Here is a 10,476-nt window from a genome sequence, read left to right on the forward strand (position 1 = left end):
TTAGCCAATAACATAAACATCAGCAGAATTCACGCAGCGCTGCCGAAAGGGCACTTCAACTCTCCACTGGCGGGAAAATACAGTGCGTCGAGCAAGCGCAGCAGCGTCGATTTGCCTGAACCGTTGGCGCCGAGCAGTGCCACCCGCTCACCGCGCCGAATGCGCATGGAAAGTTCATCCAGCGCCAGATGGTTCTGGTAAGCGTACGAAACATCGGCCAGCTCGAAAACTGAATCGCTCATTGCTGAAACCAGAGAATCAGGGCGGTTATGCTCTTCATCTGCCAATTGGGAGCACACCATGCAAAGACTGACCATTTCGCTTGACGATGACCTGGCCGCCGCCTTCGATGAACTGATGCGCAGACGCGGTTACGCCAACCGCTCTGAGGCTGTCCGCGACTTGTTGCGTCGCGAGTTGGGGGAGAATGACTTGAAAAGTGGTGCCGCCAAGCAGTGCGTGGCCGTGCTCAGTTATGTATTTGATCACCACGAGCGCCAGCTTTCCTCACGCCTGACCAGCTTGCAGCACGACCACCACACCCTGGCCATTGCCACCTTGCACGCTCACATCAGCCACGAAGATTGCGTGGAAACAGTCATCTTGCGAGAGGCAACCGGCGAGGTAAAAGAATTCGCTGACACGGTGATTGCCGAAACAGGCGTGCGCCATGGCCATGTGCAGTTAATACCGATAGAGACAAAGCCGGGCCAGATCAAATGGCGACGCAAATGAGTCTTCGTTGCGCTCATCCTGGTTAATTTCGGCTTCGTGGCTTGACGAACAACTCCGGATCAACCATCACACCGTTGAGCACCACGCTCCAGTGCAGGTGCGGGCCGCTGGCGCGGCCGGTCATCCCGGCCAGTCCGACGCGCTGACCCTGGACGACAGAATCACCAGACTGTACATCGATGCGATCAAGGTGGCAGTACATGCTGATCAAGCCGTTACCGTGATCGACGAATACCGTTTTCCCGTTGAAGAAATAGTCATCGACGGCCAGCACCTTGCCCTGCGCACTGGCCTTTATCGGTGTGCCGCGCGGGACCGCGACGTCGAGGCCGGAATGCGGCGCGCGCGGCTCGCCATTGAAGATGCGGCGCAGGCCGAAGCGACTGGCCAGCCGCCCTTCGGCCGGTAGCAGGAAGTTGCTGTCGGTAGCGTCCGCATCGCGCCAAATCCGCTTCAGCCCCTGGATCGTGGCGATCTCTTTCAAGGCGCGTTCCTCGTCCTCGGCCGAAAGGGTTACCTTGCTGGAGTCCTTCAGGGTGATGCGCTGCTCCGGGTAGTGTTTGGCACTGACTGCGAACGGCAGGATCTTCTCTTCGCCCCCGACATTGACGCGCAGTTGGTGGCTGCCAACCGGCAGATCAAGGGCCAGGCCAAGCACGGCTACCCATTGCCCATTTTCGGCGGTAACCATTACTCGCTGATCGCCGAACCAGGCACGAGGCGGAATGGTGGTCAAAGCGGTGCCCAGTTTGATCAGCGCGACGCCGCCGGGAACGCTTGACGCTCTCGGCAGGGCGAGAGCAATGGTGGGTAAAGCCAAGCCCAGCAGCAACAGGGCGGAAGCAATCCGTCGCGTGGTGAACCATGTGGAACATTTCATTGGTAAGGATTCCAGGCTTACAGCGATGCCGTCTTGAAGGTGTCGCACTGGCGCAGGTCGCCGCTATCCATGCCGCGCTTGAACCAGCGCATGCGCTGCTCGGACGTGCCGTGGGTAAAGGATTCCGGAACGATGCGGCCTTGCGATTGCTGCTGCAAACGGTCGTCGCCGATGGCCGAAGCGGCGGTCAGCGCCTGCTGTATCTCGCCGGGTTCGATGATGTGCTTTGCTGCGTCGGCGCGGTTTCCCCATATACCGGCGAAACAATCGGCCTGCAGTTCGAGGCGTACCGACAAGGCGTTGGCTTTCGCCTTGTTGGCGCCCTGCTGTGCCTGATGCACCTTGTCTGAAATGCCGAGCAGGTTCTGCACATGGTGGCCGACTTCATGGGCGATCACGTAGGCTTGGGCGAACTCGCCCGGCGCGCGGAAGCGATCCTTGAGGTCGCGGTAGAAAGAGAGGTCGATGTACACCTTCTGATCGCCGGGGCAGTAAAACGGCCCCATCGCCGATTGCCCGGTGCCGCAGGCCGTTGGCGTGGCGCCGCTGAAGAGCACCAGCTTTGGCTCCTGGTAACGCGAGCCGCCTTCCTTGAAAACCTGTGTCCAGGTTGTTTCAGTGCTGGCAAGAATCTTCGAGACAAAACGCGACATCTCGTCATTGGCCGGTGGCTTGTGTGATGTTACTTGCGCTGGCGACTGGCCCTGGAGGTTCGAGGCGAGGCCGAGAATTACCGATGGATCGATGCCGAAGAAATAGCTGGCGGCGATGGCCACGACGATGGTGCCGATGCCCATGCCGCCCAAGCCAACGCCACCACCACCGCCGCCCGAGCCGCGCCGGTCTTCTACGTTGCTGCTTTCATCCTGGTCATCGAGTCGCATGAATCATCCATTGTCTGCTGAATACTGGGTTGCCGATGCTAACAGCAGCCCTTTGCCGTGCGGGAACTATTCAGCGCTTTTGTCCAGGTCGCCGTCTTGCGTCACCACTGCCGCCGCCCGCGCCTTCTTCTGCTCCAGGCGCGCGTTCTTGCTGCCATTAAAGAACGCATAACGGCCGAAAAGTTCGCAGCCTTTCATGCCGGGGTCGCAGGGCAGGTTGTTAATCTTGCTGCACGTTCCGCTCACTTCGTGGGGGCAACCCCATCCACCACCGGCCATTTCGCTTCCTCGGTTTGCATGCTGAGGGCGACATTCTCCACCGTAGGGTAACCGGCTTCAAGTCCATGGTTAATAACACCGATCCCGATTGCGATGGATTCCACTGATTCAATGATTGCGTTAATCTATCAAGCCCATGACCAAGCCAGCCGCCAAAACTCCGCTCAAGCACTTGCGCACCTCGGATATCCGGGGCGTTGCGCAACTGGCCGTGCAGGCCACCGTGGGCGTGACGCGCATTGTCGAGGGCGTGCACCAGTCGGTATGGAACATCCTGGGCGTTCCCGGCGGGAAGCGGCCGGGGCAAACCGGCGGCATCACCGGTCTGGTTTACAAAAGCATCCACGCCGTTACGCAGTTACTGGGCAAAGGCGTGGATTCGGTGTTGGTCAGGCTGCAACCCCTGCTTGATTCAGCCGAGGAGGCCAAGCCCGGAACGCCACAGCGCGAAGCGGTTCTGGCCGCACTCAATGGCGTGATGGGCGACCGTCTGCTGGCCAGCAGCAACCCGTTTGCCATTCCGATGACGCTGCGCTATCAGGGCGAAGCGCTGAACTGGCTGGCGCTGCCGTCAATGCCGGAGGTTGGTGGCAAGGTGTTGCTGCTGATTCACGGCCTGTGCATGAACGATCTGCAGTGGCACTCAGAGCACCAGGGCAAGCCGGTCGACCATGGTCAGGCGCTGGCTTCGGCTTTGGGCTACACCCCCGTTTATTTGCGCTACAACTCCGGTTTGCACACCTCGCAAAATGGGCGCGAACTCTCGGCTCATCTGGAGCAGTTGGCCACACACTGGCCGGTACCCATCGAAGAATTCACCGTAGTCGCGCACAGCATGGGCGGCTTGCTGATCCGTAGCGCCGTCCATTACGCCAGGCAAGAGAACCTGCACTGGCCGCAGCACCTGAAGAACATCGTTTTTCTCGGTGTGCCGCACCATGGTGCGCCACTGGAACGGGCCGGCAACCGGGTTGACGTCATCCTGAGCAGCACGCCTTACACGGCGCCTTTCGCCCGGCTTGGCCGACTGCGTAGCGCCGGCATTACCGACCTGCGTTACGGCAACGTGCTCGATGAAGACTGGCACGGCCACGACCGCTTTCAGCGCCAATCCGATAGCCGCCAGCATCTGCCCTTGCCTGCGGGCGTGGCCTGCTACAGCGTGGCCGCGACCACCGCTGCCAAGCGCAGCAAACTGGCGGACCGCCTGATTGGTGACGGTCTGGTGCCGGTGCTCAGCGCACTGGGGCAACATCACGACGCGCAGCGAACCCTGGTGTTTTCGAAAACGTCGCAATCGATCGCCTACCGCACCAACCACATGGCCTTGCTGAGCAGCCCCGAGGTGACCCGGCAGTTGCTGCAGTGGCTAAGACCGACGCAATCTGTTTGAAATAAGTTTGGCGCAACGCTGCCCTGCAGTGCGCGCAAACAGGCGATCTATGGATGGTGTGCCGTGCAAGCCGCATAGTCATTGGCTCTAACGGCATGTGCTTCGAAGATCCCCGTCCTGCTTGGCTATCAGGCCGATTTAATGCATTCCTCCTTCAATCGTCAGCGTCGAGCAGTTCCAGCACTTTTTCGGTCGGTCGCCCAATCACCGCCTTTGCGCCGCATACCACGATCGGCCGCTCGATCAGGATCGGATGGGCAGCCAGCGCCTCAAGCCAATCCTCATCGCTCATCGTCTTGCCGGCGTAGAGTTCCTTGAACACTTCCTCGCCGCGACGGACAAGTTCTGCCGGCTTGATGCCGAGCTTTGTCAGCAGGCCGCGCAATTCCTCCTTGTTCGGTGGCGTTCTCAGGTAGTCGATCACTTCGGCATCGATGCCCTTGGCGGCGATCAGTTCGCAGGCCGCACGGCTCTTTGAGCAACGAGGGTTGTGATAAATCATGAGGGTGTTGTCGGTCATGGTGTTTTCCAAAAAGTTGAAGTCTGATGTTTAGCGCGAAAGTCGCGCTAGCGACTCTCGAATCTCCCCTCGCCCTCCGGGGGGTCGGGGGTGAGGGAAACGGGCATGACTTTCATAATTTGGGGCGCCTTGTAAAGCCATGCCCGTTAGCGCCAGATGCTGAGCGGCGGATCGGTGACCACCGCGCGCAGAATGTCGCTGCGCGAGATGAAACCGAGCAGCGTACCGGTATCGTTGACGATGGGTACGCCATCCACATCGCGGTCGAGCATCACCAGCGCAATGCGCCGGATGTCGGTTATCGGGGTAGCGGCGACAACCGGCGTCGTCATCACATCGCTGACGCTCCTGGCCAGGACGTCGCGCACCTGGCCGCCATCGACATTGAGCGTGGTCAGCAGGTTCCGCTCGCTGACGATGCCCACCAGATGCAGGCCGGCGTCCAGCACCGGCGCCTGATGGATCTGGTGCTGGACGAGAACCTGCCAGGCGCGCGCCACATCGTCGGCGGCATTCACCGAAATCACCTGCGGCTGCATGATCTGATTGGCGAGGAAAAGCGGCCCGCGCTCGAGGTTCTGCGGCAGCATCTCCTGATAGGCCTCGACCGCCTTCTCTGCCGTACCGGTCGGCGCGGTAATGTTGGCCAATTCCTCCGTGAAGGTGCTGGTTTCGATCTGGTCGCCGATGCGGCGCACCGGCGTCACCGGGCCGCGCCGTAGTACTGGCGGAATCTGGTTCATTTTTTCCAGCGTGCCTTGAAAGATCGGGCCGCTGATTCCGTAGATGGCAAACATGGACGTGCCTCCTTGTGCGCTGCCTCTGAACACAATACATCACCGCAGAGGCAACGTGTCACCGGATTCATTGGGGCGGCTAACGGTTGAATTCACAAGCCTGCGCTTCTTTACCGCAAGTCTTGGTTAATCCTGCTGACGTATTGTCAGAACCGCTGCCCCCTGGAACTCGCCGCGCCGCAACTGCGTCAGCGCCTGATTGGCATCAGCCAGCGCAAAGCGCTGAATCTCGGTACGCACCGGAATCTGCTGTGCCAGGGCAAGGAATTCCAGTCCATCCCGGCGGGTCAGGTTGGCGACCGAGCGGATGCTGCGCTCACCCCACAGGATGGAGTATGGGAAGGCCGGAATATCGCTCATGTGGATGCCGGCGCAGACCACGCAGCCGCCCTTCTCCAGATGGCGCAAGGCTACCGGTACCAGTGCTCCGGCCGGAGCGAAGATCAGCGCGGCGTCGAGTCGCGCCGGCGGGTTTTCGTCTGAACCGCCGGCCCAGGTCGCACCGAGGCTGCGGGCGAAAGCCTGGCTGGCGCTATCGCCGGGACGGGTGAAGGCGTAGAAGTCGCGACCCTGGAACTTGGCAACCTGAGCGACGATGTGGGCGGCGGCACCGAAACCGTAGATGCCGATCCGGCGCGAGGTTCCGGCCAGACGCAGGGCGCGGTAGCCGATCAGGCCGGCGCAGAGAAGGGGCGCCAGAAGTGCCGCATCGCCGGTGTCGGACAAGGGAAAACAGTAGCGCGCGTCGGCAACGCAGTATTCGGCGTAGCCGCCGTTGATCTGGTAGCCGGTGAAGCGCGCCGTGCCACAGAGATTTTCATGGCCACTGGTGCAGAAGTGACATTCGCCGCAAGTCCAGCCGAGCCAGGGTACGCCGACGCGCTGTCCAGCAAGGAAGCCCGAGACACCCGTGCCGAAGGCGGCAACGCGACCGACAATCTCGTGGCCGGGGATCACGGGCAGCAAAGGGTTCGGCAATTCGCCGTCGATCAGGTGCAGATCGGTACGGCAGACACCGCAGGCTTCCACGGCGATCAGGATATCGCCGTTACCCGGTTGCGGCACCGGTAGATCGGCCATGCGCAGGGGCAAGCCGGGCCGGTCAAGAATCATGGCACGCATGGAACGTACAGGGTGTTGCATTTTTTACTCCTTCATGACGCCATGACCTCATGCCCTTTCAAGGTGCGCAACAACCGGGTCAAAACAGGGATGTTGAATCACTTTGGTCCAGCAGGCTGCGATGCCATAGCCTTATTAACGACCGTTACCCGTCGCCTGAGTTCCAATGCGAAATGCAACTTTTTCGTGGTGGTCGAGTAGCCGGTTGCACTCATGGGTCGCCCAGCAAACCGCTTGAGCCGTGATTGAACATGGTTCCGTCAGATGCCGGATGCAAGTCTAGGTGCCGGGAAAAGAATCCCGTTATTCCCGGGGTTTTTCACGGGCGCTTGCCGATGGAATTTATTTGGCAGACCTGCTGTCACATGAAAAATCAGCCAATACAGAACCTGTAGCGGAGGCCAGGAATGGAATTCAAGGATTACTACAAGATACTCGGTGTTTCCCGCGACGAGACGGCGGAAAACATCAAGAAGGCTTTCCGCAAGCTGGCCCGTAAATACCACCCGGATGTTTCGAAAGAGCCGGACGCCGAGGTGCGCATGAAGGAGATCAACGAAGCCTATACCGTGCTCTCCGACCCGGAAAAGCGGGCTGCCTACGATCAGCTCGGGCGGGGCTACCAGCCTGGACAGGAGTTCCGGCCGCCACCGGACTGGGATGCCGGATTCGAGTTTTCCGGCCACGGTTTCTCACCCGGCGAAGCAGCCGATTTCAGCGATTTCTTTGCCGAGTTATTCGGCCGCATGGGGGGCCAGCCGAGAGGGTTCGGCGCGCACCGAGCGCCCCACGGCGCCCATTTTCAGGCCCGAGGCGAAGACCACCACGCCAAGGTTCTGCTCGATATCGAGGATGCCTTTACCGGCCCCAGCCGGCAGATCACCTTGCGCGTGCCGCAACTGGATGCCCAGGGCCATCTCCAGTTGGTCACCCGTACCCTCAACGTCAAGATTCCTGTGGGCGTCCATGCAGGCCAGGTCATCCGACTGGCAGGCCAGGGAGCGCCGGGACACGGTGGCGCTCCGCCCGGCGACCTGATGCTGGAAGTCCATTTCAGCCCCCACCCGCGCTTCCGGGCCGATGGCCGTGACCTGCATCTCACCCTGCCGGTGGCCCCCTGGGAGGCCGCCTTGGGAGGCATCGTGGCCGTCGATCTGCCGCAAGGCCGCATCAAGGTGCGCATCCCGGAGGGTGCCCAGAGTGGACGGCAGTTGCGCGTGCGCGGCAAAGGCCTGCCGGGCAACCCGCCTGGCGACCTGTTGTTTGACATCCAGGTAGTGCTGCCGCCAGCCGACAGTTCCAGGGCGCGGCAGCTTTATGAAACCATGGCGCGCGAACTGGCCTTCGACCCGCGCCGGGAAGGGAGGGCCTGAGCCATGCACGACGACGAAATCCTGATCGGCAGCCTGCTGGAGGAAAGCTGGCTGCCCCTGGAACAAGTAGCCGCAGCCTGCAAGGTCGAACCCGACTGGCTGCAGCACCATATCGACGAGGGTCTTTTTCCGCACCTGGAGAGCATGGCCGGAATCTGGCGTCTATCGGACGGCATGCTGGCACGAGCCCGCCGCATGCGGCAACTGGAGCGTGATTTTGACGCCGTGCCGGAACTGGCCGCCCTGGTTGCCGACCTGCTGGAAGAAGTGGACGAACTGCGGGCACAAGCAAGACGGCTGGGGCTTCCCTGAGGCGGACATGCAGACGGAGGGGGCTTAATCCGCTGAAAGCAGCAGCATCGCGCGCCATCTGCACTGACGGGCGGGAACCTGACGATCTGCAGTTCGTTTTTTCCGCGCTCGTAGTCAGTCACGGCAAAACCGATGAATAGCCCGTCATTCAGGGCTTGACCCGGAATCTGGTAGTGCACCACTGGATTCCGGGTCAAGCCCGGAATGACGTAGCTTTTTATACAACAGCTCCATGTTGACTGACTACCAGGGGTGCTCCGACGCTTTCCGAAACCCCGACCATCAGGGGGCATTGGCTATTCGAAATTCATCAACCTGCGACAGTTTGAAGCTGGCTGGAGGTTTTATCTGGCCGCCGTCCTCGGCCTTGCCCAGCAGTGGCCGATACGAGCCGTTTCTTTCGGCATCGCTGGTGAAGGGCCGCTTCACCAGCGTTATGCATGGAACTTGATTGCGCAGCTCTGTCTTTATTTCAGTGCGCTTAAGGGAAACGGTGTAACTGGACTCAGAGCGGCGCGCTGAGCGTGACGTTGATCGCCGAATTGCGTTGTCCGGGCTGGCTGATCGTCGTCGATGCACCGACGCCCAGGCGCAGGGTTTTTGAGAGTTCGGCGGTGGCGCCGGCGAGCAGGGTGCCGTAACCGCCGGTCTGGTTGGAAGTCGGCATCAGCAGCGCGTTGTTGCCGCCGACAAAGCCGGCACTGTAGGTGCGCTCATCCTTCTTGTGCTCGTAGTCGTAGGTAAGCTGCGCGTAGGGCCGCACCTTGGCGCCCGACCACACCGTTTCGGCCGCCACCTGCCAGCCAAGCCGTGAGCGCAGCGATTCGCGGGTCTGCTCGCCAAAGGTCATGGCCGTTGCGCTCGTCGACTTTTCACTGAACCCGTCAACCTTGACCTGTTCCCACGCCAGCCCGGCCAGCGGGCCATGCAGCAGGTTGCCGGCGAAGAAGTTGTAGCCGATCTGCCCTTTGACGCCAAACTGGCCGCCGCGCGTATCGCCGCGTTCGCTGGTGCTGAACGGTCCGAGCTGAATGTTGCGCTTGCTCTCGTAATCGAGCCACAAGTAAGTGGTCAGCGCGTTCACGTAGAAATTGCCGGACTTGTGAGAGACGAAGGCCGACAGCGCCCATTCGTCGTATTTCACAGTTCCCAGGTTGTTGCCCAGGTCGAAGGGCGCATTGCCGTAACCGAGCGTCGCGCCAGCAAAGAGTTGGTCACTGAACGCCTTTTCATAGCCCAGGACAAAGCTGCCGCCGGAACCGTTGGCCGAAGGCAGGCCGGCGTAGGCGTCCTTGTCGGACGAGGCGTAGTCGCCAGTAACGAAGAAGCCCTGGCCCTGGTAGCCGAAGTTCTGGAACTCGCGCAGCCGGCCGTCGATCGATCGCCATTGCGCGCCGGAACGCCCCATCGGGACTTGCGAGAGCAGGCCGACGCGGCTCGCGCCTTCAAGTGAGGAATAAATCCAGTCGGACACCACCTTGTGCAGGCTGGTGGACCAATGTACGACGTCGGCAAACATGTAGCCATCGGCGGCCGCTGCGCAACCCAGCGCGGCGGCAGGGGGCCAGCCACATTTCGGGACCGTGGTATTGGTGAAACCGTAGGCCAGCGGATTGGCGAAAATGGCGGTAAACAGCTTGTTGCCGTCGAAATAGAGCAGGTTCTTGCCCGCCAGCCCAGCCGCCTGCGTGGCATCATAAGTCGCCGTAAGCTGGCTTAGAAATGTAGCGGCAGCAAGCCCCTGCGATTGACCCTCGGGTGTCTTGCCAATGTCTGGCAGGCCGATCACGATCATGTTGCGCACGCCTGCGTTCTGCAGGCGCGCGACCTGCGCGACGAAATCGTTTGCCGCTGTCACCACCGCCGCAGGGGCGCCCGCTGGATTCGTTGCCGCCTGGTAAAAAATATCGTTCGATCCGCCCAGTAGCGCGTAGAGCGCTTTTGAATCGACCAGCCCACGCGCCAAGAAATCGTTAACCTGCATTTGCACCGACGGTATGGTCGGTTGTAACGTCGGGTACTGGGACAGGTTGCCCGGCTGCAGACTCACGCGTGCGCCACCGACGGCAAAGTTGTTGCCGCTGGCAATCAGGGAAAACGCTCCCATCGCGCTCGCCGGGGCCGCGTAAGGAACGGCTACGAAATAACTTCCCGATTTTATCTTCTCACCTGCATTGATCG

The 10,476-nt window shown here is 61.0% G+C and carries 13 protein-coding genes; 4 read left to right on the plus strand and 9 right to left on the minus strand.

Annotation, left to right across the window (positions count from 1 at the left end):
- Positions 1-29: 29 nt before the first annotated feature.
- Entirely contained in the window at positions 30-242 is a 213-nt protein-coding gene (locus tag ACOYNV_RS22660) for an ATP-binding cassette domain-containing protein (RefSeq protein ID WP_422902077.1), read from the minus strand.
- 58 nt (positions 243-300) lie between these two features.
- Here ACOYNV_RS22660 and nikR point away from each other — a divergent pair, with 58 nt between their 5' ends.
- Positions 301-735: a nickel-responsive transcriptional regulator NikR gene (gene nikR / locus ACOYNV_RS22665; protein ID WP_422902078.1), complete on the plus strand. Its 435-nt coding sequence runs from the start codon at positions 301-303 to the stop codon at positions 733-735.
- A 22-nt stretch (positions 736-757) separates the two neighbouring features.
- Here the strand turns inward: nikR and ACOYNV_RS22670 are convergent, their stop codons facing one another.
- The 3 genes from ACOYNV_RS22670 to ACOYNV_RS22680 form a co-directional block, all read right to left on the minus strand.
- Positions 758-1,615: a peptidoglycan DD-metalloendopeptidase family protein gene (locus tag ACOYNV_RS22670; RefSeq protein WP_422902079.1), complete on the minus strand. Its 858-nt coding sequence runs from the start codon at positions 1,613-1,615 to the stop codon at positions 758-760.
- A 17-nt stretch (positions 1,616-1,632) separates the two neighbouring features.
- On the minus strand, positions 1,633-2,499 hold the full coding sequence (gene ypfJ / locus ACOYNV_RS22675) for a KPN_02809 family neutral zinc metallopeptidase (protein WP_422902080.1): 867 nt from the start codon (positions 2,497-2,499) through the stop codon (positions 1,633-1,635).
- A 66-nt stretch (positions 2,500-2,565) separates the two neighbouring features.
- Positions 2,566-2,697, minus strand: coding sequence for a hypothetical protein (locus tag ACOYNV_RS22680; protein WP_422902081.1), 132 nt, complete (start codon positions 2,695-2,697; stop codon positions 2,566-2,568).
- A gap of 217 nt (positions 2,698-2,914) precedes the next feature.
- Here ACOYNV_RS22680 and ACOYNV_RS22685 point away from each other — a divergent pair, with 217 nt between their 5' ends.
- Positions 2,915-4,171 (plus strand): esterase/lipase family protein, encoded by a 1,257-nt coding sequence (locus ACOYNV_RS22685; RefSeq protein ID WP_422902082.1) that lies wholly within the window; start codon positions 2,915-2,917, stop codon positions 4,169-4,171.
- A gap of 154 nt (positions 4,172-4,325) precedes the next feature.
- Here the strand turns inward: ACOYNV_RS22685 and arsC are convergent, their stop codons facing one another.
- From arsC to ACOYNV_RS22700, 3 genes are all read right to left on the minus strand, one after another.
- Positions 4,326-4,691, minus strand: coding sequence for an arsenate reductase (glutaredoxin) (arsC, locus tag ACOYNV_RS22690; protein ID WP_422902083.1), 366 nt, complete (start codon positions 4,689-4,691; stop codon positions 4,326-4,328).
- A gap of 146 nt (positions 4,692-4,837) precedes the next feature.
- On the minus strand, positions 4,838-5,488 hold the full coding sequence (locus ACOYNV_RS22695; protein ID WP_422902084.1) for an HPP family protein: 651 nt from the start codon (positions 5,486-5,488) through the stop codon (positions 4,838-4,840).
- A 126-nt stretch (positions 5,489-5,614) separates the two neighbouring features.
- Positions 5,615-6,631: a zinc-dependent alcohol dehydrogenase family protein gene (locus tag ACOYNV_RS22700; protein WP_422902085.1), complete on the minus strand. Its 1,017-nt coding sequence runs from the start codon at positions 6,629-6,631 to the stop codon at positions 5,615-5,617.
- A gap of 386 nt (positions 6,632-7,017) precedes the next feature.
- On the opposite strand from ACOYNV_RS22700, the gene ACOYNV_RS22705 reads away from it, so the two are divergent.
- Positions 7,018-7,983, plus strand: a complete 966-nt coding sequence (locus ACOYNV_RS22705; RefSeq protein ID WP_422902086.1) for a DnaJ C-terminal domain-containing protein — start codon at positions 7,018-7,020, stop codon at positions 7,981-7,983.
- A 3-nt stretch (positions 7,984-7,986) separates the two neighbouring features.
- Positions 7,987-8,295: a chaperone modulator CbpM gene (locus ACOYNV_RS22710; RefSeq protein ID WP_422902087.1), complete on the plus strand. Its 309-nt coding sequence runs from the start codon at positions 7,987-7,989 to the stop codon at positions 8,293-8,295.
- Positions 8,296-8,577: 282 nt separating this feature from the next.
- Here ACOYNV_RS22710 and ACOYNV_RS22715 read toward each other — a convergent pair whose 3' ends face one another.
- On the minus strand, positions 8,578-8,724 hold the full coding sequence (locus ACOYNV_RS22715) for a hypothetical protein (RefSeq protein WP_422902088.1): 147 nt from the start codon (positions 8,722-8,724) through the stop codon (positions 8,578-8,580).
- Between the two features lie 76 nt (positions 8,725-8,800).
- Positions 8,801-10,476, minus strand: a 1,676-nt coding sequence (locus ACOYNV_RS22720) for an autotransporter outer membrane beta-barrel domain-containing protein (RefSeq protein ID WP_422902089.1), incomplete at its 5' end; no start/stop codon positions are given.

This window comes from Propionivibrio sp. (assembly GCF_049316945.1).
Taxonomy (GTDB): Bacteria; Pseudomonadota; Gammaproteobacteria; order Burkholderiales; family Rhodocyclaceae; genus Propionivibrio.

Coding starts and splice junctions, on each gene's coding strand:
- ACOYNV_RS22670 (WP_422902079.1), bottom strand. CDS start 1,615: ATGAAATGTTCCACATGGTTCACCACGCGACGGATTGCTTCCGCCCTG.
- ACOYNV_RS22705 (WP_422902086.1), top strand. CDS start 7,018: ATGGAATTCAAGGATTACTACAAGATACTCGGTGTTTCCCGCGACGAG.
- ACOYNV_RS22710 (WP_422902087.1), top strand. CDS start 7,987: ATGCACGACGACGAAATCCTGATCGGCAGCCTGCTGGAGGAAAGCTGG.
- ACOYNV_RS22700 (WP_422902085.1), bottom strand. CDS start 6,631: ATGCAACACCCTGTACGTTCCATGCGTGCCATGATTCTTGACCGGCCC.
- ACOYNV_RS22685 (WP_422902082.1), top strand. CDS start 2,915: ATGACCAAGCCAGCCGCCAAAACTCCGCTCAAGCACTTGCGCACCTCG.
- ACOYNV_RS22695 (WP_422902084.1), bottom strand. CDS start 5,488: ATGTTTGCCATCTACGGAATCAGCGGCCCGATCTTTCAAGGCACGCTG.
- ypfJ (WP_422902080.1), bottom strand. CDS start 2,499: ATGCGACTCGATGACCAGGATGAAAGCAGCAACGTAGAAGACCGGCGC.
- ACOYNV_RS22660 (WP_422902077.1), bottom strand. CDS start 242: ATGAGCGATTCAGTTTTCGAGCTGGCCGATGTTTCGTACGCTTACCAG.
- nikR (WP_422902078.1), top strand. CDS start 301: ATGCAAAGACTGACCATTTCGCTTGACGATGACCTGGCCGCCGCCTTC.
- arsC (WP_422902083.1), bottom strand. CDS start 4,691: ATGACCGACAACACCCTCATGATTTATCACAACCCTCGTTGCTCAAAG.
- ACOYNV_RS22680 (WP_422902081.1), bottom strand. CDS start 2,697: ATGAAAGGCTGCGAACTTTTCGGCCGTTATGCGTTCTTTAATGGCAGC.